The organism is Paenibacillus sp. BK033 (genome assembly GCF_004345425.1).
GTDB lineage: Bacteria > Bacillota > Bacilli > Paenibacillales > Paenibacillaceae > Pristimantibacillus.
The window spans coordinates 556,114-580,308 of the sequence record NZ_SLVP01000001.1 but is presented as its reverse complement, the minus strand read 5'-3'; the positions used below and the strand labels follow the sequence as shown (position 1 = coordinate 580,308).

The following is a 24,195-nucleotide window of genomic DNA, read 5'->3' as shown; positions in this document are numbered from 1 at the left end:
CTCTCCCGACCTCTTCGTATTTATTGATGCGATTGCTGCGGCTGCTTGCGATAGGGATTAACCGGAATAGATAAACCCAGATTCCCCCGCAGCGTATGGCTTTCGTATTCCGTACGGAACAATTCGCGGCGCTGCAGCTCCGGAATAACAAGCTCAACAATATCGTTTAAACCTTCCGGGAACGTAGGCGGCATCATATTAAAGCCGTCGGCTCCTTCGTTTAAGAACCATTCTTCCAACTGATCCGCGATCTGAGCCGGCGTGCCTACAATTTCCCGATGCCCACGTGCACCCGCGATAAATTCGTACACCTCGCGCAGCGTGCTTAAGCCTTCCCGCTCCGCGAGTGCCCGAATAATATTCGTGCGGGTCTGCGGGTTCGTCTTGTCCTCGCTTTCCCCGCTTGCCGGAAGAGGAGCATCCACGTCGTAACCGCTCAAATCGACGCCGATAAAATTCGATAAGTACTCCAGACCAACCTCTGGCGAAATATAGCTGTTTAACTCTTTACGCTTCGCAATCGCTTCGGCTTCCGTGCGAGCAACCGTGATGAACACGCCCGGCATAATTTTCAGGTCATCCGGCTGGCGTCCGTATTTGGCAAGACGTCCTTTCACGTCCCGATAGAAGGCCTGCGCTTCCTCCAGCGTCTGCCAGGCGGTAAATATCACCTCGGCCGTCTTCGCGGCGAGCTCTTTCCCCGCCTCGGAGGATCCCGCCTGCACAATGACGGGATAACCTTGCGGCGTCGACGGAGCATCCAGCAGACCCTGCGCTTTAAACCATTCCCCTTGGTGATCAACGGGGTGAACTTTGTCAACGTCCAGGAACCGGCCATTCTCCTTGTCGATAACAAGCGCATCCTCTTCAATGGAGAACCAAAGCTTTTTCGTCAGCTCAACGAACTCTTCCGCCCTCTCGTAGCGCCGCGCATGCTCGAGATGCTTTTCCTTGCCGAACAGCTGCGCCTCCTTCTCGTTGCCCGAGGTTACCACATTCCAGCCCGCACGCCCTCCTGACAAATGGTCGATAGCCGCGAACTTGCGCGCTACCTGGAACGGCTCGTTGTAAGTGGTCGTAAGAGTCGCCGTAAGGCCGATATTCCGCGTGACGGCCGCAAGCGCCGAAATAATAATAAGCGGATCAAGCTTGATCGTAGAGGTCGCGAAATTGCCCAAACGCTTAAGACCAAGGATATCCGCGAAAAAAATCATATCGAATTTGCCCCGCTCCGCCGTCTGCGCCAGCTCCTTTAAGTACTCGAGATCCAAGGTCCGGCGAGGATCCGTAGACGGATAACGCCAGCTGGCCACATGATGGCCCGGCAAGTTAAAGAAGGCTCCCAGCTTCATTTGTTTTTTGGTCATATTCCACACTCCTAGTATTCCTATATTTTTAATAGACTTTGGAGCAAAAAAAGAACCGCTTCGTTTATGCTTGCTGCTTCCATTTGGACAACTTGCGTTCCAGCACGCTTAATCCCTGATTAATCAACAAGCCAAGCAAAGCGATCGTGAGGATACCGGCAAACATTTCGGGGATTTGGAAGTTATATTGGGAATACGTGATGAGGTAGCCGAGACCTTCCTTGGCGCCTACCATCTCGGCGGCGATAAGGACGAGAATCGCTCCGGTTCCCGCCATCCGGATTCCCGTAAAGATCGTTGGAACCGACGCCGGCAGGATGACCTTGAGGAACAGCTTGAATGACGAGAGATTCATGGACCGGGCTGATTTGATCAGCAGCGGATCAACGTTGCCTACGGCTGCGATCGTATTCAGAAGGATTGGCCACGTGCAGGCAAACAAGACAATGGCGATTTTGGACGTCTCTCCGATTCCGAGGATAAGCATAAACACGGGAAGCAAAGCAAGCGCTGCTGTATTGCGGAACAATTCCATCACCGGATTGAGAAGCTCCCTGGCAAGAGGATACCAGCCAATCGCAAGCCCTAACGGGATGGCGATAACAAGGGCTAACGCAAATCCGCTTAACGAACGAACCATACTCGCCGCAAAATGATGGAACAGCTCGCCGGACAATATCAAATTCCAGAGCGCCTGAATGACATCGGAGAACGGGGGCAGGAAAGCCGGATCCGCGAAGCCCGCAAGGGGAGCAATCTGCCAGACGAGGGCCAGCAAGATCAGAACGATAGACTGCTTGAACAGCTTGCGGATATGAAGCGAGACGCCCAGTTTGACTCTTCTGCTTTGCAGGGGTCTAGGAACCGCTTTAACATTTTCCATTTCGATACGCTCCTTTCGTAAATCCGTTAAATATACGCGCCTTGGTATTCCAGCTCGTGCAGCAGGCTCCATACCTCGTGCCGCGCCTTGACAAACTCCGGATTGGAGCGGATATCCGCATCATCCAACCGGTGCTTCAATGGAATATCGACGATCTTCTTCACGGTACCCGGACCGGGAGTCAGAACCACAACGCGTTCTCCCAGGTATACCGCTTCGTCAATGCCATGCGTGATGAAAATAATCGTTTTTTTCGTTTTCTGCCAGATCCGGAGCAGCTCGCTTTGCAAGGTTTCCCGGGTTTGCGCATCCAGCGCCGCAAACGGTTCATCCATAAGCAGAACATCCGGGTTAAATGCAAGGCTTCTGGCAATCGCTACGCGCTGCTTCATGCCTCCGGACAATTCGTGGGGATACCGGTTCGCGAATGCGCTCAATCCAACTAACGCCAGAAAATGCTCCGCCAATTCCTTTCGCTCCTGCTTCGGGATGCCTTTGGCCTCCAGTCCGAACTCAATGTTCCCCCTTGCCGTCTTCCAGGGAAATAGAGCATATTGCTGAAAAACAATCCCTCTGTCGAGACCGGGACCGGTAATTTCCTTCCCGTCCATGTAAATACGCCCGCTAGTAGGAAGCGATAAACCGCTAATGAGGTCAAGCAGGGTTGATTTTCCGCAGCCGCTTGGTCCTACCAAGGTAATAAACTCGCCTTCCTTAACGGTAAAGCTTAAGTCCTTAACCGCCGTAAATGGCTGCGTCGCCCCTTTTTGTTTCGGATCGCGCACGATAAAGCTTTTTGCCACATTCTCGAATCGAAGCTTTTCTAATGCCGGCATCTCTCTCACCCTTTCTCTTGTACCCGGGAATAAACAAAAAAGCGCAGCCGACCACAACAAGCGTTGGTCTTCTGCGCTTCCGGTTGCCCGGTCAGCGGTTCAATTGTTTGGATGGTTCATTCAATAGGTGCCATTTAATTCCAAGTAAAACCATGAGATTAATATAGCATAAACGCTTCGGTTGTCAATATAGGCCATTTAGGCCAATTTCAGGCGCCAAGCAAGGATTGCGCTACCTCATCGACAATACGGTTAATTCCCGTTGGACCGTAAGAGCCAATCCAGGTCGAGGCATCCACGGTGTACACGCATTGCTGCTTCACGGCATGAAGCGAGTTCCACTCTATGCTTCGCTGCATGCTCAAGACCTGCTCCTTGAACATGTCGTTGCTTAGCAGGAAATAATGATTGGCGTTCACGCCGGGCAGATCTTCAATCGAGATATGGTAGGCCGTATCCGAGACGGATTCCCCCGTTATATAAAAGGGAGCAGGCAGCCTCAAATCCGCGTACAAGACTGCGCCGGTACGGTGGGATGCCGTATGCAGGCGAATGGACGTTTCGCGCGGACGAATGATCGCTACATGCTGGCCTCTCAGCTTGTCGGCAAGCATGTCCGATAGTTTCTCCGTCTTCTCCCTATACGCCATTAAGATTCGCTCCGCTTCCTGTTTTTTACCCGTGATGACGCCAAAAATGCCCAGTATCTTGCGCCAATCCTCATTCCGGTCAAACAGAAGGGTAGGCGCGAATTGGCAAAGCTTCGGATACAGCCTCTCATGCAAATCCGTACAGACGATCAGGTCAGGCTGCAGTTCTGCAAGGGCATGCATATCGATCCGCTCACAGGTTCCAAGCACCGTAAATTGACCCAGCTTGTTCTGCAAATAATCCGGGAAGCAGGAAATTTCAGCGCCTCCGATCCCTACGCTGCCGGCAGGCTGTTCTTTCAGCGTAAACAGCTGGTCGGCATATTGAACGTCAAGCACCGCAATCCGCTTAGGCAGCCGCTGCAGCCGAAGCTCGCCTTTTCTATGCTTAATGACGGCCGCGTCATCTATGGTTTGCGAAGCAGCCAATGCGTAAACCTCGCCTGCCAGAGAGGTACGGCGGAAGTCCTGCGGAGCGATCCCGTAATAATTTTTAAAGGCTCTGCTGAAATAATACAGATCACGATAGCCAATGCTTAACGCAATTTCCTGAATCGTTGCGTCCGTATGCCGGAGCAGCTCGGCCGCGTGGCTCATTCTGACCTTAATGACATACTCCATAGGGCCCAGCTGCTTCTGCCCGTTAAACCATCTCTGCAGCTGCCTTGAGCTGCAATGAACCAGTCCGGCTAGAACGTCCAGTTTTAACGGCTTATTATAGTTTGCGTCAATGTGCTTCATTACAATGGCAACCGCTTCCGAAGGCGTCTGATAGCCTTCCGCCAGCAGCTGCTTCAGCAGCTCGTAAAGCAGACCCTGCAGAAGCGCATTGGCATGGAAGCCTTCGATGCCTTGCCTCATGCCCCATTTGAGCTCCAGCTGTTCCACGACCTGATGCAGCGACAGCCGCTTGGAAGGCTGAATTCCAAACGGCATTTGCAAAAGCGCTTCCTCAACAGCGGCGAGCTCCCCTCCCGCAGAAGGCATGAGCTCGGCTCTGTAATAGATGACGGTATATTCGATTGGTTCCGTAATGGCTTCCATGCTGATGGCTGCATCTTTGCCCGCATGGCGGACTGAAAAGGGGCTTAAGGAGTACGTTGTTCCGTCAATTAGCAGGCTGCCATAACCGCTCCATGCAAAAAACAGCATATTCTCCGGCAAACGCTGAAGCTGGCTGCCCGGAAGCAGGATTTCCCGCCGAACGTCAAGCACTCTGACCGCAATATCGTTCCAAAACGATAAATGTTCCTGTAATGGCATTTGACACCTCTCCAAACCTATTGTCTAGATTATTTTAATTGAAAATGATTTTCATAGTCAATTAGAAGTCTCCAACTCGTTTAAGGTTTTGGGCATTTCAAGCAATATTCGGGTGCCATTTGATAATACAGACAACAGGTCAGACGCTTGCTTCTTCCCGTGAGCCAACAACCGTCTCTGATCTCCGCAAAGGAAGCGAACGGGTTTTTCCGCATGCCAAACCGCTCTCCCGGAGCCTCCTTCGCAATATAGAGAAAATCCTCCCTTAACCTTCGGCTGAGTTCGTCATCATGATCCTGGTCATCGCCATATATAGGCGCGATACGCGCCATGACGTTCTCCCATAGAATGGCCATCGATACCGGACCTTCCGCGGCTGCTAGCTTTATTATCGGGGTCAGGCTTTCTCCAAATAACTGTTGAATAACTTCCGCGCGCCACGCTGCTCTATTAAGGGGATCGGGCGCTGTAACCATAACTTCGGTTAGCGCCATAAACGGAAAGGGGGTTCCGGAAATGGATGCTTCCTTATGAAAAAGCCGGCTGTGCTCCAGCGTAATGCCTATCCCCTTATTGTAATAGGTCATCGCGCCAAGCACCGGAGCTACAAGCAGGCTGGCTATTCTCTTTACCAGCATGGATGCAGCGACGCTTTTGTTCGGAGCGCCGATATGGTTCATCAGCCAATCCATATAAGCTCTTCGCGGCTCCGCATTAAGCAGCTCGCTTAATGCGAGCTGCTTAATGTTATGCTTCGGAGCCTCCCCAACCGTCAGGCTATAATCGCAGGACAGCTCCGCCCAGGCATCGGATACAAGAAACGGATCCATTCTATTGCTGGCCTAGCAACGCTTCCGCGGCTTGTTCAATTATCAGGCTGTTGGCGATTGGCCCGTAGTAAGCAATCCACAATGTGCTGTCTGCTTTGTAGACATGATGGTTTTTTACCGAATCCAGCGATTTCCAAATATTCGTGCTTTCCAGTTCCTTAACCGCATCCGCAAACATCGCATCGGACAACAGGAAGTAATGATCCGCGCCAATCTCGCTTACGGCTTCCAGCGATAGCTCATAGGCGGTATCGTCAACCGCCGCAACGGATGCCGGTACCTTTAATCCCAAATCGTTATAAAGGATAGCTCCCGTCCGGTGATCCGGCGTATGCACGCGAATGCCTTCGATTCTTGGACGGATTAGGGCAACGGTCTCCTCGCCCAGCTTGGCCGCAAGCTGCTCCTTCAGCTTAGTTGCTTTTTCCTCATAGGCTTGCTGAACAGCCTTGGCTTCTGCTTGCTTACCCATGATTGTGCCCATGGTATCCAGGGTAGCGCGCCAGTCCTCATCGAAATCCAGCACGATGGTTGGCGCGATTTTACTAATATTCGCGTAGGCTTCCTCCTGGAAATCGGTCATCAGAATCAAATCCGGCTGCATAGCCAGAATAGCTTCCAAGTTCGGCTTATCCCGCGTGCCTAACAACTTGACGTCTCCTGCCAGGCGGTCGCTCAAATATTCCGGAAAATCCGTATCCGATCCGGCGGCGGTTACGCTTCCCGCCGGCTGCTCGTCCAGCGCAATCAGCTGATCGACAAACTTGGTATCCAGCACCGCGATTTTTTCAGGCCTCTTCTCGAGTTTATATTCACCTTTCAAGTGCTTAATCGTGACGGGATAGGCGCTTCCGCCTTCTGGCTCAGAATTGCCCGGCGCTTCCTCTGCTGGAGCTTCTGACGGCGTGCTGCTTGGCGCGTTAGCGTTATTTCCTCCGGAACCGCATGCTGCCAGCATGAGAGCTAAACAAATAAACAACGAACAGAAACCTAAATTGCGTCTTTTCAATTTCCGATCCCCTCTTCTTCATTCCTGATAATGATTTTCATTATTGATTGTACTGGTTTTTCATTCCTTTTCAATGAACGATTGCGACGAACCGTTTATCTTTTTGCGACAACCCTGTTCTGGAAATAAAAAAACCCGCCTTCTCCTTGGAGAAAGCGGGTTCCTATTTCGCGTTATTGACGGCCTAAAAATGCCGCTACTTCGGCGAGGCGTGAGGCATAACCCCACTCGTTGTCATACCAGGCGGCAACGGATAAAAGTCCGCCTTGTACATGGGTCAGCGGCAGGTCGATAATCGAAGAATGGGAATCCCCTACGATACGCGAGGAAGCCCACTCTCCTTCCAGCACATCAAGCACTCCGTTAAGCGGACCCTCCTGCGCGGCTTTACGGAACATATCGTTAATTTCCTGGGCGGTACACGGCTTCTCCGTAACCAGATTCAGCTCCGCGATACTCCCGGTGCGTGTCGGAATCCGGTAAGCTTTACCCGTAATTTGCAGATCGGGCCAAATAAACTTAAGCGCTTTTGCCGCACCCGAAGAGGACGGGATAATATTTTCCGCGGCTGCCCAGGAATCCCTGCGGTCTCTCATCGGCTGATCGGTCAGCGATTGGGTGTTCGTATAGGAATGCACCGTGGAGAATAAGCCGTATTGAATGCCGAAGTTTTCACGGACCAGCTTGACGACCGGAGCGAGCGCATTGGTCGTGCAGCTCGCCATGCTGATGATTTTGTGCTTGTCCGGATCAAAGCTGTCTAGATTGATTCCTTTCAGCAATACCGCATCGCAGTCGTCAAGGGTTTTGCTTGGTCCGCTGACGAGAACGCGCTTCGCGCCGCGCTCCAGGTGAAGCTCCGCTACCTGTCTAGTTACCGCCCGTCCCGTGCAATCAATAACAAGCCCGACGCCAAGCTCGCTCCAGTTCGGTATTTCCTGCGACGAGTTCAAATAAAGAATGGAACGGTCGCCGATTCTAATCGTTCCTTCCGTGCCTGCCACAGGCTCCGGCCAACGCTTGTAGTTCGTATCGACCTCAAACAGAGCCGCGAGCGTTGCTTCGTCTTTAATATCCGAGATGGATACGGGGACAAACAGCTCATTTTCCAAAGCTACGCGAAGAAGCTGTCTGCCGATCCGTCCAAAGCCAAAAATAGCAATATTATTCATGTTCATTCTCCTGCCTGCGCATCGTTGGCGCAATCAAATTTTTACCGTTGCGAAAGGTTAAACGGCTATTCCTTCAGCCAAGCGTTAGCCAGCAGCATCGCTCCGCGGGCGGCCGCCGTGTCTGCCAGGGCATTCAGCATGACAAAGTCGTGAATCGTCCCCTGGAAACGCGCTTGCGTGACCCGCACGCCAGCCTCGCGAAGCTTATTGGCATAAGCCTCGCCTTCATCGCGAAGGACATCCGCCTCTCCCGTAATGATTAGAGCTTGCGGCAAGCCCTTAAGCTGCTCGGTTGTCGCGCGCAGCGGAGAGGCATAGATTTCATTCCGCTGCTCTTGATTTGTCGTATATTGATCCCAGAACCAGGCCATAGCGTCCCGGCGAAGGAAATAACCCGTCGCGAATTCCTTGTAGGATTCCGTATCGTTACCTGCATCCGTTACCGGATAGAACAGCAGCTGCTTATGAATCTGAGGTCCTTTGCGTTCCTTTGCCATAATCGTTATGGCAGCCGTCATGTTGCCGCCAACGCTGTCCCCCGCCACATAAAGCCGGCTTGTATCAAGGCCGTGCTCATCGCCGTGCTCCGCTATCCACTGCAGGGCTGCGTAAATTTCTTCGATCGCAGCCGGGTATTTGGCTTCCGGAGACAAGCTGTAATTCGGAAAAACAACGGCGGCCTCCGCCCCAGCTGCCAGCTCGCGAATAAGCCGGTCATGCGTATGGGCATTGCCGAACACCCAGCCGGCGCCATGAATATAGAGAATAGCCGGCAGCTTCTTTGCCGTATTTGGAGCGCGCAGAATGCGAATGGACACCTGCCCGCTTGGTCCGCCCTCAATCGTCAGGTCGGTGATATCGACAGGCGGCTTCTCAATATCTCCCGCTTGAACGTTGTCCACCGTTTCGCGGCCTTTTTCCGGACCAAGGTCGAACAAATATGGCGGATTTGCCGTATCCTGCGCGAATTTCAAAGCCTCCGGCTCCAGCACGATTTTCTTGCCAGCGTTTTTTTCTGTCATCTCTACCTCTCCTCACATAATTGGATTGCATCCGAATGGACTACCTATACTTAATCACCGTTATGCCAGGAAATGAATCCGGCGATGTCCTCCTAGAGGGAAAGGAATATCAATCTTAAGTCTAGGATAAGATGTCGTCAGAATATAGTGATAATTTTACTATTTTTTTGTTAGAAAGAGTCCTATGGTTTGTAAAATCTATATAAATTAAAACCGGTACGACGAAAGAATCGCGCGTACCGGCCTCATTAAATGTACTGGGACTTAGCCAAAGGGGTGAGCTAAATCTCCTGCAAACAGAAGAACAACCGCGGCAGCTATAACAAGGTTCAGAACAGCCGGGAACATCTTGCCGAACGGGTGCTTTACTCTCAAATGCGACAGAATCGCTAATAACATGGTAACTCCAATCCAAACCCCCGACCAGCCTGCCATGCCGGGATACCAGTAGCCAATAAGGAGTCCGACAGCCCCAAGCAGCTGAACAAGTCCCGTAACCACGCGGAACCATTGCGGCAGCTTGATCGAATCAAACAGCTCTACCTGATGTTTAGCTCCCGTAAGCTTTGTAATTCCGAAGAAAATCATCGAGAATAGCAGCCAGCTTTGAATAATAATGGCTAAAATATGCATGTTGAAATCTCTCCCTTGTTTTGTTTGGATGTTTCTCATTAAATGAGACACCTTACGGTGTCCTTTTCTGATTTTATAATATAACACCTTTTGGTGTCCTGTAAAGGATTATTTTTATTAAATCAGCGTAAAATAAAAAGCCGCCTTCTCGTCTAATCGACGCTCAAGGCGGCCTTTCTCTTCCTGTTACACTTTCAAATCGATATTGCCGCCCAAATGGGGCTGCACGCTTTGCGCCATCATTTGGATCAGCTGCTGCGACTGCTCCGTCGAATGGTCCTTCGCCATCTTGAGCACGCTGATTCCAACCTCGTTCATAAGCTTGCTTTGGGACAAAGCAACGGACATAGCCGGAATATCCATCATTTCCCTCCACTCCAGATTTGACTTCACCTTTTGTATCGGAACATGATCCCTTATTCGTTAGAGGGTCTTCGCGGAAGGGATTAGATCATAAATCCTCCATTAATATCCAGCGATGCTCCGGTAATATAGCCGGCTTCCGGGCTCGATAAGAAGGCTACTAAGCTGGCAATATCGTTTACCGTTCCATAACGGCCGAGCGCAATGACATTTTTCAAAATTGCGGCCATCTCTCCTTCAGCGGGATTCATGTCCGTATCCACCGGACCCGGCTGGATATTATTGACGGTCACGCCTTGCGGAGCCAGATCTCTGGCCAGACCGCGGGTCATCGCGGCAACCGCCGCTTTGGACATGCTGTACAGGCTCATGCCGGGGAATCCGGTCACATCGGCATTTACGCTGCCAATATTAATAATTCTGTCTCCGTGCCGCATTTGCGGACCGGCTGCCTGAATGGCGGCAAACACCGCTTTGATATTGACGGTAACGGTTCTGTCGAAATCCTCCATGGTGAATTGATCATACGGCTTTACATCCAGAATACCGGCATTGTTAACCAATATATTCAGATGGCCAAATTCATGAATGGTCTCTCCAACAGCGGATTTCACGGAATCGATATCTTCGCCTTTTGCTTGAAGCGCTAAAGCTCTCCCGCCTGCCGTTTGAATTTCTGTAACTAGTTCATTGGCTTTTTCAACGGAATTCGCGTAAGTAAACGCTACAGCCGCTCCCTCTTGACTCAGCCGCCTAACAATGGATGCCCCTATGCCGCGGGATCCGCCCGTCACAAATGCCGTTTTGCCTTGCAATTTATTTGAATTCATCTTATTTACTCTCCTTTTTGAATAAGGTTAAGATATATTTTAAGGGAACGATCATTCCAATTTAGAGCAAAAAAAATTAGCGCAGAAAAAAAAGAGACATCTCTAATATGTTATCTAACGTATTCCTGCCAGCAGATGCGGAAGTAACCGTTATACCGTTCGCCACATTTACAAGGTATTGCGAAAGAACACGCAAATTAGGGTTACCCTTAATTTCACCGTTGGCAGTCCCGCGTGACAGCAATTGAAAAAACGCCCTTTCTCTTAAGTTGTTGTTGGTGCTGACTCTTTCGCGGACCTCCGGATGCTCGCCCATCTCCAAAGAAGCATAAACCAGCAAACACGTTCTGACGCTGTTATGTTCAATCAATTTAGCAAAAAACCGCATCAGCACTTCCCTGCAGGTACCCGGCTCGTATAGAATCGCCGTAATGTCGCTCGTCTGGTCACCATAACGGTCCAGCGATACCAAATACAACTCTTCCTTGCTGCGGAACGTCTGATAAATACTGCTACGGTTCAGGGACAATGCGCTGACCAAGTCCTGCATCGATGTTCCTTGGTAGCCTTTTTCCCGGAATACATCAATCGCCTTATCGATTGTCTCTTCAATCTGAAATGTTTTTACTCTGGACATTTTTTTAATCATCCCCTGCTCAGTATGCTAGCCGAATATGAATTCCGTGTCAACACTTTCAGGAATGATCGTTTCAAATAAGTTAACTTTTCACGCGAAGCTGTCTGACCTTCTTCCGGAGCAGAACGCAAAGGAATGCAAACGGGATATAGACGTATATAAAATAGAGTCCCACCTTGGAATAAATATCCGCCAGCTTCTCAACGGTTCTGTGGTCTCTAATGGCTTCGCAGAGTATCGCCATCGCGATAAGACTCAAGACCAAAAACAATCGCGGCCTTATGCGAAAGGCAATCTTGGTTGCGCGGCAAGCCGCCCAAATATAGATGGAAATGCCCGCTATAATTTTGATAAACCATAAGGAGATCGCTATATATTCAAGCCGTTGAAGCAGCGGCACTTCAAAGATCCCGATCATATTCAAGGTCGGCCAGATCGTATGGCGCAGCTGTTCCTCGGTGAAAAACATAAAGGCCAGAACCAAAATGACCCCATACAACAAGATGACCAAAAAGAGGATAAGATGCGCCCATTTCTGCGACTTTTCCGGGGTTTTTATAAACGGATAAAACAAAAGCAGGATTTCGAAGCCGAGAAAATTAAAAGCCATATCTTCGGAAGAAAGCAGAATGTCGGATACGGAGTGATTCCATAACGGCAGCAGGTTTAAAGGATGCAAATACGGAAAGGCAAGCAAAACCTGCGGGATGATCGACACGCACGAAATGATCGTCGCCCATACCGCAATGCCCGTTACGGTACGGAGACCTCCCGATACGGTGTAGTAAACAAGCAATAAAATAACGATGCTGACGTATAGAAAATTCATGCTGGGAAACAGCCAGACTTGAATTAGCTCGATATACACTTTGAACTTGACGAAAGCGCCCAGAACAAAATAAATCACAATGGCCGCATTAAAAAAGCTGCCCAAAAATTTGCCGAACAGCTTGTTATTAATGGCGGCTATATCATGTGCCCCTTCGGTCGTTGACAATAGCTTATAGATCATCCATAGAAGAATATGAATGCTGATCCCCGTTAAAATAACCGAGATCCACGCGTTATAACCGGCATGCTTAATGAGAGTCCTTTGGTAAGAAAGAATGCCTATTCCCACCATGCCAACATATAGAGGGAAGATGATTAAATAGGGAGATATCTTGTATTTCTCGCTGATCTCATTGCTCAAGTCCGCTCTAACCTCCCGCGCCCGTTCGGATAATACGAGCCGTTACGCTTACTGTCGTGGACAGCTCCTTGTAATGCCTCTGAAACGCCTGCGGGTCCCAGTCTTTCGTCCTGCTTCTTATCAAATCCCCCAGGCCCAGAGGATCCACGTCATTGCTTTGCAATAAAGCGATAAACTTCCGAATCTCGTTCTGGCAGTAGGTCTCTATGCAACTCTCCAGCAAAGCAATTTGTTCCTTCGAGGTCAGATCAATCCATTGAGGGACATCCTTGACTTGAGCCTCAAGCTTTACCTTAATGGCAATGGAGGCAGGAGGACCCGTCTGAATCACTTTATACCTTGTTTTCGAATGGATGCTGTTCATCAGGAAAAACTCGTCGCCGGCCTGATCCGAGCCTGTCACGGGAACCATAATGCTCCCGTTTAACGAATTTTCCATCAACAGCTTCATCAGGAAGGAATCCTTTATGCCGATTTTGGTCTTGAATTTGTCCTCTTTAAACAAAGCGATGCCATCGAGCTTGAGTTCATCCCGTTCCACGGTGAAATGAGGAAGAAAGAAATCTCTGCCGCTTCCGTAGAAATCAAAAAACGTCAAGTGAAGATTGATTCTGGGTAAATTTCCGTATCTAATATTCTGCTCGATCATATCGGACATGAAATAGGGGTCATTGCGATTTTCCTTTATGTTAAGTATCTTCAGAGCCTCTCTGTCCGCAACGCCAAGATGGGTTCTAGAGGATATTTTAGGATCGCGGATCAGGCTTTCGATCGCCGTTTTTATGCCCTTGCGCGCAAAACGCTCTCCGAATAACGCCATTCTCAACTGCCCGTACTCTATCGGAAAATCAAGCTTCATATTGAGCTTTGGCATGCTGTCGTAGATGGATTTGGACTCCGTCACGTAAAATTCCAGCTTTGATTTCCCCTGTTCCTCGTAATTGGCAATAATAGCGCTGCTGGTTACCCCGTTCTCGACGGCATCGTACCCAATCGTTTGAACGAATTTAATGCTATTGACAACGTTGGTATCGCCGCAAGCGGACAGCAGCGCGCAGAGGACAATGATCAGGAAAGCCTTGCTTCTCAACTTCATCATTCCCGCCTTCTAAGTCATTCTCTATCCAGATCGTTCCGCCTTTTCACCTTGCCCGGCTTGTATTTGACGGTAGACTCCGTTCTTAAGTAGCCCGGTCTTTTGTTGCTGAATTGGTAAGACGGGCGTATAAAGCTGTCCTTCAAATCCTGGATCCGCAAGGGATTGATCGGTACGATATACGGGACGCCAAGAGAGGTCAGACGGGTTAAGTGGACAAGCAGGAACCCAATCCCGATAAACATTCCCAGCGCTCCCCACATCGAGGACGCAAGGATCATGGGAAAGCGCAAAAAGCGGATTGCGTTCGACATCTTATAGATCGGCGTGGCGAACGAAGCAAGCGCCGAGAAGGCCACGATAATAACCAGGATATTGCTTGTCAAACCAGCCAAAACCGTGGCTTGACCGATTACGATACCGCCAACGATACCTAACGTCTGACCGATCTTTGTCGGAAGCCGGGCGCCTGCCTCCCGGAGAAACTCGATCGTGATCTCCAGGAACATGACTTCAAGCAGCGGCGGAAACGGGACGTTCCTCCTGGAGAATATGAGCGGCTCGAGCAAATCCCTAGGGATTACCTCGTAATGAAAAGTAGTGATCGCGATATACATGGAGGTTGCAAACAACGAAAAAATGATGCCCAAAATACGGATAAGCCGGAAGAAAGATCCCAAAATCCAAGGCAGATAGTAATCTTCCGGAGAGATGAAAAAATCAAATAAGGTAGAAGGGCCCGTAATGAAATAAGGCGACCCGTCGCTAATCACCGCCACTTGCCCAATAATGAGCGCGTAGACGACGCGGTCTCTCCGTTCCGTGGACAAGAATAACGGAAATGGCGTCAAGGAATTGTCCGAGATAAACTGGTCCAGCTGGGAGGTATCGAAGATAACGTCATAATCAATAGCTTCCAGCCTTTGTTCGACGGTATGCACATATTCCTTGTTGGTTACCCCGTCGATATACACAATGGCGACTCTTGTTTTGGAAGTTGTTCCAATCAAGATTTCTTTCACAACGAGGTTAGGAAGATTGACCTGAGACCGCAATAATCCGATATTCGTATCCAGACTCTCGACGAATCCCACCTTGGGCCCAACCACGCTAAATTCATTTTCGGTATCGTTGTTTTGGCGTACTCCCTGAACAGTCGCGATAGAGATGATCGCATGTTTGCCGGCTTCTTGGTCGAATGAAGCAATCACGCACCCTTTTAACAGCTTGGCTTGAATGGCTTCTACCTCTTCCGATATGGTTACGTCTTCAATCGGAATCCAGTTTTTTATATCCTCCAGGCGTTCAAGCTCCGAGTCCAGAGCGCGGTTTTGCAAAGGGTGGATGATATTCGTCTGCAGGGACTTTTCGTCAATCAATGTACTGAAATAGCAGATGTTCAGCTGTTTGCTGCCCGCGGACACCAGAATCGATTTATAATCGCTGGATTGGCTTATAATCTTTTTTAATTGGGCAATATCCCGAATATCGGTTTTCAAATCATTAGCCATTACCAATCCTCGAATCTCCGTTTTTGGTAAAGGTATTTTTACCAAAACAACCCGCATTCATTCTCCAGCTAAACAAACAGGAACAAAAAAACTCCTTGAATATCAAGGAGTCTCCATGCTTCAGCCGTTGCTACAGCTTGTAATCGGGCGTATAAAACTCGGTAAGAAAGCGGTAAAACAGTTGCTCCGTCGGAAGCAGTTTGCGCTGGGTCGGGCAAATGACCCCTATGCTTCGCGTAACCGTTGGATCGGCCAGCGGAATTTTCACCGTCGATTGCGGGATGGTCTCGACCAAGGTAACCTCCGGCATAAGGGCAATCCCGAGGCCCGCCGACACCAGCCCTTTCAGCGCATCGATATCATCCCCTTCAAACGCGATATGAGGCGTGAAGCCGATTTCATGGCAGGCATTCAGCACGATTTTACGGAAAATGGTCCCTTCGGGAAGCGTCACGAAGGACTCGTCCTTTATCTCCGACAGCTGTATGCTGGACCTGTTGGCAAGCGGATGATGGATGGGCAGCAGCGCAACAATCCGTTCCGTAAAAAGCAGCTTTTGCTGAATAGGTTTATCCTCTTCCGGCAGCGGGGCAATCATGGCTAGATTAAACTCGCCGTTGACTACGCCGTCGATCAAATCGCCGTAAAGGGCTTGTCTCATCTGAAACTTGGCTTCCGGGTATCGTTTGCGAAAGGCGTAAATCGCCTTTGGCAGGACATGCGCGGCCAAGCTGATCGGGAACGCGATACGAACGATCCCTTTTTCCGGATCCAAATATTCCTTCACTTCCCGCTCGGCCTCGTTCATCATGTTCAGCATTTGCTCCACGCGTTGCAGCAGAATCTTTCCTATCGGCGTCAGCTTTACTCTCCGTCCATTCCGGATAAATAAATCAACGCCTAATTCGCTTTCCAGTTGGGCTAGCTGCCTGCTGACGGAGGATTGCGCAACATGCAGGACATTGGCGGCTTCAGTCACATGCTCTCTCTTCGCAACTTCCATAAAATATCGCATTTGTCTAACTTCCACTAAACTCACCCTATCCTTCATGCGCTAAACGCATCAACTTTATCCTAACTGAATATTGTTGCGATTAAATATTTGATATTAATATTAAACTACTAAATTAAAAAAGAAAAATGAATATGTTTGCCTACAAACCTTGAGGGAGTGTTACCGCAATGAGTATCGTAAAAGAAGTCGAGCAAGCGAACACAGAAGCTGCTCACGGCTATATTGATGAACTGTTTGAAACCGTGCAAAAACGAAATCCCGGCGAAGTCGAATTTCATCAGGCGGTGAAGGAAGTATTCCTGTCCCTTATTCCCGTACTCGCTCAGCAGCCAAAGTACATCGAGCATGCCGTTCTCGACCGCCTGGTTGAGCCGGACCGGATTATCTCGTTCCGCGTACCTTGGACGGATGACAAAGGCAAAGTACAGGTTAACCGCGGTTTCCGCGTTCAATTCAGCAATGCAATCGGCCCTTACAAGGGCGGCTTGCGCTTCCATCCATCCGTAAACGCCAGCATTATCAAGTTCCTCGGGTTTGAGCAAATCTTCAAAAACTCCTTGACCGGCCAAGCCATCGGCGGCGGTAAAGGCGGCTCCGACTTTGATCCCAAAGGCAAATCGGATCTTGAAATTATGCGCTTCTGCCAAAGCTTCATGATGGAGCTTAGCAAGCATATCGGCCCGGATACGGACGTCCCGGCAGGCGATATCGGGGTTGGCGCAAGAGAAATCGGCTATATGTTCGGCCAGTACAAAAAGCTTGCCGGCGCTTATGAAGCGGGCGTTCTGACGGGCAAAGGGATCGGTTACGGCGGCAGCCTCGGCCGTAAGGAAGCAACGGGCTACGGAGCCGTATACTTCGTTGAAGAAATGATGAAGAGCGTAGGCCTGGGCTTCAACGGCAGCACGGTAGTTGTTTCCGGCTCTGGCAACGTATCCATCTATGCCATCGAAAAAGCGATTCAACTCGGCGCAAAAGTTGTAGCCTGCAGCGATTCCAGCGGTTATATCTATCACGAGGCCGGTATTAACCTGGATACGCTTAAACGCCTGAAAGAAGTCGAAAACCGCAGATGCAAAGACTATGTTCTTGAGCATCCGGATGCGATCTACGTTGAAGGCTGTTCCGGCATCTGGTCGATTGCCTGCGATATCGCGCTTCCTTGCGCAACGCAAAACGAGATTGACAAGGCTTCGGCTGAGCTGCTTGTGGGCAATGGCGTAAAAGCGGTTGGCGAAGGCGCCAACATGCCTTCCACGCTGGAAGCTATCGATGTCTTCCTGGACAACAAAGTACTGTTCGCTCCGGCGAAAGCGGCAAACGCAGGCGGCGTGTCCGTATCGGCTCTGGAAATGGCGCAAAACAGCGCAAGACTGTCCTGGACGCTTGAGGAAGTAGATACCAAGCTCCAGCAAATCATGCACAATATCTATACGGCGAGCATGAAAGCCTCCGAAACATACGGCGTTCCCGGCAACTTAGTTATCGGCGCTAACATCGCCGGCTTTGTAAAAGTTGCCGACGCGATGATCGCTCAAGGCGTATAGGATCCAGCGAATCATACTGCAACAACAGCAAAAACCTCTTCTCCCTTTCAAGGGGAAGAGGTTTTCATATTATACAGGTTATTGTTTAGCGATTTGTTTCATGAGACGAATTTCCTTGAAGCCCACGAATCTCTTGTTGGCCTCATCCCAAAGGCGGAAACGGATCGCTTGCAAGCTGGAAGCTATCGTTATCGTGGTCACCTTGTGCAAGGCAGGCGTTTTCTCATGAGCTTCTTCCAATAAATAATTCGGTACTCTCGGACTAAGGTGATGGACGTGATGAAAACCGATATTCCCTGTAAGCCATTGCAGCAGCTTGGGCAGCTTGTAATACGAGCTTCCGTCTACCGCTGCCTTCACATAGTCCCATTCCTCTTCCTTCTCGAAGTAACTATCCTCGAATTGGTGCTGGACATAAAACAACCAGATCCCGGCTGCGCCGGAAAGATAGAAGATCGGAATTTGAACCAGCAGGAACGCCTGCCATCCAATCGCCCAGCAAAGCAGCGCGGCTAATCCCGCAATACCCAGATTGGTCAAATACGTATTGATTCGTTCTTTGGTTTTTGCATTTTTCCGGTTAAAACGATTCTCAATGAGCATCGTGTAGAATGGCCCAAGAACAAACATGACAAAAGGATTTCTGTATAGTCTGTACCCCAAACGCCTCCAGAAAGAAGAGGTTAAATACTCCTCTACCGTGAGGATCCATACATCCCCGGTTCCCCGTTTATTCAGATTACTGCTCGTAGCATGATGGATCGAATGCGCATGCTTCCACTGCTGATAAGGATGAAAGGTAAGAATGCCGGTAATCGTTCCTACGATTTCGTTCAGCCTCTTGCTTTTGAACAGCGACTGATGACAGCAATCGTGAAAAAGGATAAAGATCCGGATGACGAAACCGGCTGCCGCAACGGAAAGAGCAAGCGTAAGCCAATAGGATATATCAAGCGCCCAATAGGCTAAATACCAAAGCAGCACAAACGGCAAAACGGTATTCAGGATCTGAAGTATGCTGGTCCTCGCATGCGATTTTTCGTAAGGAGCCATGTCCTTTTTTAGTTGACGTACAGTTGGAGTAGGCATAGTTGTTCCCCTCTGTCCCCATGGACTTCGTTTATTTGTTGGCACATCAACTCTTTATTCTTTTGACCCCGAAATAGTACATGCTAAGCGGCCACCATAAAATGGCGAAGATCGGATAAATCGCCCAGACGGTATCCGGCGAAGAAACCAGGTTAACCGTAATAAAGAAGGCAATCATCAGCGCGCTGGCGGAGATGGAAAACGGGTAATACTGCTTCTTCCGGACATAATGCAAAGCGAGCGGCCACCAGATTACGGCAAAGGCCGGATAGATCGCCCAAGGATATTCGGGTGACATTACGGCGTTCAAGATCGCATAATACACCGTCGCGCTTATGCTCGAAAGGATGGCGAAGGCAATCGTCTTTGCTTTGGATCCGCTCCATATCGTTACCGGCCACCAGACGAACGGAAATATGGCGTAAACAAACCAAGGAAACTCTGGAGATTCCATGTAATTAAGGGTAAGCAGAAAGACGATGACGAGCAGACTTCCGAGCACGGAGTATAGCCTGTAATAGCCCTTTCTAACGGAAGCCAGACTTAGCGGCCAGAACAATAACACAAAGGCCGGGTAAATGAACCAAATTTCACTTGGAGATGTTAAAAAATTGACGATCATAAAAAACAAGATGCTCATCAAGCTGCCAACTGCGGCAAATCCAACTTGCTGCCTATCTATCATTAGGTCGACCTCCTCACCTTAAGCGCAACCAATTAAACACCATGGACAACGGCCACCAGAGAACGGCAAATGTCGGGTAAACGAACCAGATCACATCCGGCGTGTAATAGAAATTCACGAATACAACAAGCGCGATAATGAGAAGGCTGCCCCAGATCGAAAAGCCGAGATTTAATTTGGCATTGTTTCTTCTTGTGGGAAGCTTGTGTCCAAGCTGCTGCTTGATCTCCTCGATATCGCCGAATTCGACAATCGCTTTGTTGATGGCATCCTCTTCTTCCTTCCCCTGCTCCATCAGGTCGAATACCTTCTCCTGGAGATTGGACACAATTTCCTGCTTGATAATCTTCTTTTTCTCGCTCTCCGGAATACCCTTAAACAATTCGTCTACATGCTGCTTTATCGATTTCAATTCAATCCCTCCATGAACACGTCGATAATTTCCTTGATTTCTTCCCATTCTTTAACCATTTCCCGCAAATAGGCCTTGCCTAACGTCGTTATCCGATAATATTTCCTTTGTCCTCCGTGGGAAACATCACCGTAATAAGATTCGATAAGGTCTTTGTTCTCCAGTCTTTGAAATACCGCGTACAAGGTCGCTTCTTTGATCTGGAATCTATCCTTCGTCCGCAGGCTGATCTCTTTAGAAATTTCATATCCGTACCGATCCTTCTCCAGAATCAGGCGCAGGATGATTGGATCCAAATGCCCGCGAATAATGTCGCTCCTAATGATACAAAGCCCTCCTTGACCTAACTATTCTATCTGATAGAGTAATACTAACCGAAATTACTCTATGTGTCAAAGTAATTATGGATTATTGAATTTTAGGCGATCGATGCTGAACGAGAAATTAAGAAGTTCTTCAGAAATTTGAACACCGGATATTAAGATTTTCCATTTATAATGAGTGAAAAGGTACATTGAGGGGGGGTTGCTATGGAGCAACGCGTGGTGCTGGTGGTGGATGACGATAAAGAAATACGCGATGCCATTGAAATTTACTTGAAGCTGGAAGGCATCGCCGTATTAAAGGCGAAGGACGGACTGGAAGCCTTGGAGCTGCTGGAATCCAATCCGGTGCATCTTATCATCCTGGACTTGATGATGCCGCGGCTGGACGGTATAACGGCAACTTACAAAATTCGTGAGCGCATCAATCTTCCGATTCTTATCTTAAGCGCCAAAAGCGAGGACAGCGACAAGATACTGGGACTCCATGTAGGCGCGGATGATTATATGACTAAACCGTTTAACCCCATGGAGCTTGTTGCGCGGGTAAAATCCCAGCTTAGGAGATACGTCACCTTCGGCTCCTATGAAGGGGTAAAAAAGACCATTAACCTGCGGGGACTCATGCTTGACCAAGAGGCGAAGGAAGTGACGGTAAACGGCGAAGCCGTAAAGCTGACACCCATCGAGTTCAAAATCGTGGAATTGCTGATGACGAATGCCGGACGAGTCCTCTCCATCCACGATATTTATGAACGAGTCTGGAAGGAGCCGGGCTATAACGCCGAAAATACGGTGGCTGTCCATATCCGGAAAATCCGCGAAAAAATCGAGATTGAACCGAAAAACCCAAGATATCTGAAAGTGGTGTGGGGTATTGGTTACAAAATGGAGAAATAGGACTCATGTTGTCCTCTATGCGCTCTTGCTGGTTATCGGTCTAAGCGGACCCTTAACCTTAGTGGATCAGGGCAGCCGTTATCTTCACCGCGATTATTTCCATACGCAAGAGTTTCGGATGCAGCTGGAGCAATTCGCTGCCACGTTGAACCTATTCGAGCTTAATTCGATATCGAAGCAGGAGGCCAAATCCGCCATCACGGTGGAAAAAGCGGAAGTCGCGGACTACCGCAATCAGCTTGCTCCTCTTACCGAACAGCTTAATGTCATCCGGGACGAATACGAGCTCTCTATTCAAGATGCGCTTGCCTCAGGCAACAGCATGGCTGCCGAATATTACAAAGCAGAAAAAGAGCGGAAGACAGCCGATCTGTTGAAACTGTATCAAGATGATGATCGAATCGCCGCCCTCGTAAGAGAAAACAAGGAGAATCGTATAGACAGCTACTACAGAATAAGGGAAACCTACCGTTCGGAGTTCAACCGCTTCCATGACCAGTTCGATTATTACTTATGGAATTCGGCTTCAGGCATTGTCCATTCCAGCTTAAGCGCCAATAATGAACAAGCTGCGCGGAATGCAATGTCTGCCGGTAGCCACGTTTATGTAACGGACTATACAATAGATATTACAAATTCGCTGCATTACCTTATTGGAGCACATGAATTGCTGGATGCCTCCATCCTGCCTTATCAGGGCTGGATCGCGGTTCCGAAGAACAGTCCCCAACAGGCATTGGCCAAGCAATATCGTTGGGAGCAGTTCTCGCTGTTCGCTTACGTCTTGGCTGGCAGTATCTTGCTTATAGTATGCTCTGCCCGATTGAAACGCGTTATGTCCTTCCGAATGGAAACAGGCCTTTGGACGGGATTCTATACCAGACTGCCGATAGATGTCAGAAGCATAATATTTATGGGAACGGCTGTGATGACGGCCGGTATACTCGTGAACTCGGCGGGCTTCTATCCTTCGCTGTTTCATTCGCCGTTGTTGTATGCGGGCAAGCTGCTTGCTTCATTCGCGGCGGCGGCAGTCGGACTGGCCTTAACCTTCTGTCAGGGGAGGATTCTGGCAAACGAAATGCGGAGCTGGAGCAAGGTAAAGGACGAATGGGCACGCTCCCTTTTGAAGCGGACAAGCTCACGCGCAGAAGCTGGCGTCACTCAAATAAGGAGCCAAGTCAAGGACTCCTTCCTATACAAAAGCGCCGGAGTCAGACTGTTCTTGTTCGCTTTTCTTATTGCCGGATTCGGTTTTGCCGGAGGATGGGCGGTTGCCGCTTACTTCTACTATGGCGATGCCTTCTACTTCCTGCTTGCTCTGATTATGGCGGTAACTGGGGTTGCGGCGTTTATGCTGTCCATCAGACAGCTCGGATATTTGAACCGGGTTGCCTTCGCTGCGGATGAGCTGGCATCCGGCCGGGTGCCGGATGCGGTTCCCCAATCGGGAAGCGGCGTGCTTGCTTCATTAGCGGATAATATTAACGCTCTCAGGCAAGGCGTCCGCATCATGCAAAACGAACAAGCCAAAAACGAGAGGCTAAAGACGGAGCTCATTACCAATGTTAGTCACGATTTGCGGACTCCCCTTACTTCCATTATTACGTATGCCGGGCTGCTCAAGTCCGGAGATGCAACCATGGAGGAACGGGCGGCTTACGCCGAGATTATCGACCAGAAATCGAAGCGGCTAAAAACGATGATTGACGATCTGTTTGAAGTATCGACCATGGCAAGCGGCAATGCGAAACTGCTGCTGGAGCAGACGGATCTGGTTCAGCTTATGCAGCAAGCGCTGGCGGAATATAAAGATGGAATGGACGGCTCGGATATTCAATTCCGACTCTCGCTGCCGACGGAACCGGTCTACGTCTCGGCAGACGGGCAAAAGCTGTGGCGGGTATTCGATAACCTGATCGGAAATATGTTGAAGTATTCTCTTGCCCATACGCGTGCTTATATATCGATGCGGCTGACCGGACATCAGGAGGTTGCGATTATTTTCAAAAACGTATCGAAGCATGAAATCAATGATAACGCCGACGAGCTTCTCGAGCGCTTCAAACGCGGAGATACGTCGCGCCATACGGAAGGATCGGGCCTTGGACTTGCGATCGCGAAGTCCATCATAGACCTTCACGGGGGCAGCCTGACGCTCGAGACCGATGGGGATTTATTTAAAGCGACGGTTATGTTAAAGGTTGTGTTTTATTCTTAAGTCCGTTCCCTTGCCATAATAAGGACATACGGATGCTGGTGCGGCGGATCTTATCCTTACGCGTCTCGTCGGAATCCGTAAAAAAGCAAGCGTCGACGGCAATGCTGAGCAAGGCCTCTTTCGCTGCCTGGGAAGCATCCGGCTCCCGCTGGATGAGATAATGGCAGATTTGATAACAATAGGACTCATACCGCCGCAAGATACCGATTTTTACATGCCGGTCCATAGAGAAATGTTCTCCCTTCTCTTCCTGTGCAATCTATGCAATAGCATAAGAAAAACTATTTAATAAAACCTGAGGAAAAACCTTAAGTTTTTCTTAAGAAGAAGCTGGAAAGAATAAAAGCTCCCCGCGCGGGAACAGGCTGATTCGCCTGATTGCCCTTGAAGGGAGCCTCTTTGATTAATCGGAGCTTGATCCTCCGCCCCCCGAATCCGAGCCTGAAGAGACATCGCCGGAAGGGGAATGGCTGCTTCCATGATCATGATGATGATGATCGTGATGGTGGCCGTGATGATGATGGCGGTGGATATGATCATCCGATTCGTTATTTATGACGGGAGAATGCAAATTCGGATCTGCCGAGGAATGTCCCGCTCTTCTATATCCCCCATTGGAGCGGTCTCCTCTTTGATTGGAGGTTCCCATCACGTTCGAAATGATCATGAATGCGGCCGCTACAATAACGATGACGATCACAATGGACAA

25 protein-coding genes are annotated in these 24,195 nt (G+C 49.5%); 3 read left to right on the top strand and 22 right to left on the bottom strand.

Features of this window, described 5'->3' with window-relative positions; translation table 11 throughout:
• Nucleotides 1-20: 20 nt before the first annotated feature.
• From EV294_RS02565 to gltC, 16 genes are all read right to left on the bottom strand, one after another.
• Nucleotides 21-1,367 carry an LLM class flavin-dependent oxidoreductase gene (locus EV294_RS02565; protein ID WP_132303483.1) on the bottom strand — a complete coding sequence of 449 codons (1,347 nt, stop codon included), beginning with the start codon at nucleotides 1,365-1,367 and terminating at the stop codon, nucleotides 21-23.
• Between the two features lie 64 nt (nucleotides 1,368-1,431).
• A complete protein-coding gene (locus EV294_RS02560) occupies nucleotides 1,432-2,250 on the bottom strand; it encodes an ABC transporter permease (protein ID WP_132303481.1) in 819 nt (272 codons plus the stop codon).
• Between the two features lie 26 nt (nucleotides 2,251-2,276).
• On the bottom strand, nucleotides 2,277-3,086 hold the full coding sequence (locus tag EV294_RS02555) for an ABC transporter ATP-binding protein (RefSeq protein ID WP_207918087.1): 810 nt from the start codon (nucleotides 3,084-3,086) through the stop codon (nucleotides 2,277-2,279).
• 209 nt (nucleotides 3,087-3,295) lie between these two features.
• A complete protein-coding gene (locus tag EV294_RS02550) occupies nucleotides 3,296-4,999 on the bottom strand; it encodes a helix-turn-helix domain-containing protein (protein WP_132303479.1) in 1,704 nt (567 codons plus the stop codon).
• An 80-nt stretch (nucleotides 5,000-5,079) separates the two neighbouring features.
• Nucleotides 5,080-5,829 (bottom strand): IucA/IucC family C-terminal-domain containing protein, encoded by a 750-nt coding sequence (locus EV294_RS02545; RefSeq protein WP_132303477.1) that lies wholly within the window; start codon nucleotides 5,827-5,829, stop codon nucleotides 5,080-5,082.
• A gap of 1 nt (nucleotide 5,830) precedes the next feature.
• Entirely contained in the window at nucleotides 5,831-6,838 is a 1,008-nt protein-coding gene (locus EV294_RS02540) for an ABC transporter substrate-binding protein (RefSeq protein WP_243711545.1), read from the bottom strand.
• A 173-nt stretch (nucleotides 6,839-7,011) separates the two neighbouring features.
• Nucleotides 7,012-8,010, bottom strand: coding sequence for a type I glyceraldehyde-3-phosphate dehydrogenase (locus EV294_RS02535; protein ID WP_132303475.1), 999 nt, complete (start codon nucleotides 8,008-8,010; stop codon nucleotides 7,012-7,014).
• 65 nt (nucleotides 8,011-8,075) lie between these two features.
• On the bottom strand, nucleotides 8,076-9,032 hold the full coding sequence (locus EV294_RS02530) for an alpha/beta hydrolase (protein ID WP_132303473.1): 957 nt from the start codon (nucleotides 9,030-9,032) through the stop codon (nucleotides 8,076-8,078).
• 264 nt (nucleotides 9,033-9,296) lie between these two features.
• Nucleotides 9,297-9,665 carry a DoxX family protein gene (locus tag EV294_RS02525; RefSeq protein ID WP_132303471.1) on the bottom strand — a complete coding sequence of 123 codons (369 nt, stop codon included), beginning with the start codon at nucleotides 9,663-9,665 and terminating at the stop codon, nucleotides 9,297-9,299.
• A 186-nt stretch (nucleotides 9,666-9,851) separates the two neighbouring features.
• On the bottom strand, nucleotides 9,852-10,031 hold the full coding sequence (locus EV294_RS02520; protein ID WP_481856021.1) for a YjfB family protein: 180 nt from the start codon (nucleotides 10,029-10,031) through the stop codon (nucleotides 9,852-9,854).
• An 80-nt stretch (nucleotides 10,032-10,111) separates the two neighbouring features.
• The gene (locus EV294_RS02515; RefSeq protein ID WP_132303469.1) at nucleotides 10,112-10,858 is read right to left on the bottom strand and encodes a 3-oxoacyl-ACP reductase family protein; all 747 of its coding nucleotides are present in this window, start codon (nucleotides 10,856-10,858) and stop codon (nucleotides 10,112-10,114) included.
• Between the two features lie 76 nt (nucleotides 10,859-10,934).
• Entirely contained in the window at nucleotides 10,935-11,495 is a 561-nt protein-coding gene (locus tag EV294_RS02510; RefSeq protein ID WP_132303467.1) for a TetR/AcrR family transcriptional regulator, read from the bottom strand.
• A gap of 82 nt (nucleotides 11,496-11,577) precedes the next feature.
• Nucleotides 11,578-12,687 carry a GerAB/ArcD/ProY family transporter gene (locus EV294_RS02505; RefSeq protein WP_132303466.1) on the bottom strand — a complete coding sequence of 370 codons (1,110 nt, stop codon included), beginning with the start codon at nucleotides 12,685-12,687 and terminating at the stop codon, nucleotides 11,578-11,580.
• Between the two features lie 7 nt (nucleotides 12,688-12,694).
• A complete protein-coding gene (locus EV294_RS02500) occupies nucleotides 12,695-13,786 on the bottom strand; it encodes a Ger(x)C family spore germination protein (protein ID WP_132303464.1) in 1,092 nt (363 codons plus the stop codon).
• 14 nt (nucleotides 13,787-13,800) lie between these two features.
• Entirely contained in the window at nucleotides 13,801-15,294 is a 1,494-nt protein-coding gene (locus EV294_RS02495; RefSeq protein ID WP_132303462.1) for a spore germination protein, read from the bottom strand.
• A gap of 130 nt (nucleotides 15,295-15,424) precedes the next feature.
• Nucleotides 15,425-16,324, bottom strand: a complete 900-nt coding sequence (gene gltC / locus EV294_RS02490) for a glutamate biosynthesis transcriptional regulator GltC (protein WP_132303460.1) — start codon at nucleotides 16,322-16,324, stop codon at nucleotides 15,425-15,427.
• A 152-nt stretch (nucleotides 16,325-16,476) separates the two neighbouring features.
• Here gltC and gdhA point away from each other — a divergent pair, with 152 nt between their 5' ends.
• Entirely contained in the window at nucleotides 16,477-17,856 is a 1,380-nt protein-coding gene (gdhA, locus tag EV294_RS02485) for an NADP-specific glutamate dehydrogenase (RefSeq protein WP_132303458.1), read from the top strand.
• A gap of 78 nt (nucleotides 17,857-17,934) precedes the next feature.
• Here gdhA and desA read toward each other — a convergent pair whose 3' ends face one another.
• The 4 genes from desA to EV294_RS02465 are packed head-to-tail and all read right to left on the bottom strand — an operon-like array spanning nucleotide 17,935 to nucleotide 20,368.
• Nucleotides 17,935-18,945 (bottom strand): Delta(5) desaturase DesA, encoded by a 1,011-nt coding sequence (desA, locus tag EV294_RS02480; RefSeq protein WP_132303456.1) that lies wholly within the window; start codon nucleotides 18,943-18,945, stop codon nucleotides 17,935-17,937.
• Nucleotides 18,946-18,991: 46 nt separating this feature from the next.
• The gene (locus EV294_RS02475; RefSeq protein ID WP_132303454.1) at nucleotides 18,992-19,630 is read right to left on the bottom strand and encodes a hypothetical protein; all 639 of its coding nucleotides are present in this window, start codon (nucleotides 19,628-19,630) and stop codon (nucleotides 18,992-18,994) included.
• Nucleotides 19,631-19,643: 13 nt separating this feature from the next.
• Nucleotides 19,644-20,042 (bottom strand): permease prefix domain 1-containing protein, encoded by a 399-nt coding sequence (locus EV294_RS02470; protein WP_132303452.1) that lies wholly within the window; start codon nucleotides 20,040-20,042, stop codon nucleotides 19,644-19,646.
• Nucleotides 20,039-20,368, bottom strand: coding sequence for a PadR family transcriptional regulator (locus EV294_RS02465; protein WP_132303450.1), 330 nt, complete (start codon nucleotides 20,366-20,368; stop codon nucleotides 20,039-20,041). Before EV294_RS02465 ends, EV294_RS02470 begins: the two co-directional genes overlap by 4 nt.
• Before the next feature lie 204 nt (nucleotides 20,369-20,572).
• Here EV294_RS02465 and EV294_RS02460 point away from each other — a divergent pair, with 204 nt between their 5' ends.
• Complete coding sequence (locus tag EV294_RS02460) at nucleotides 20,573-21,265, top strand: response regulator transcription factor (RefSeq protein WP_132303448.1); 693 nt, start codon at nucleotides 20,573-20,575, stop codon at nucleotides 21,263-21,265.
• Nucleotides 21,243-23,486: a sensor histidine kinase gene (locus EV294_RS02455; RefSeq protein WP_132303446.1), complete on the top strand. Its 2,244-nt coding sequence runs from the start codon at nucleotides 21,243-21,245 to the stop codon at nucleotides 23,484-23,486. The genes EV294_RS02460 and EV294_RS02455 overlap by 23 nt, the downstream gene beginning before the upstream one ends.
• Here EV294_RS02455 and EV294_RS02450 read toward each other — a convergent pair.
• Nucleotides 23,458-23,712: a hypothetical protein gene (locus EV294_RS02450; protein WP_132303444.1), complete on the bottom strand. Its 255-nt coding sequence runs from the start codon at nucleotides 23,710-23,712 to the stop codon at nucleotides 23,458-23,460. The genes EV294_RS02455 and EV294_RS02450 overlap by 29 nt on opposite strands.
• Before the next feature lie 177 nt (nucleotides 23,713-23,889).
• Nucleotides 23,890-24,195: a hypothetical protein gene (locus EV294_RS02445; RefSeq protein ID WP_132303442.1), complete on the bottom strand. Its 306-nt coding sequence runs from the start codon at nucleotides 24,193-24,195 to the stop codon at nucleotides 23,890-23,892.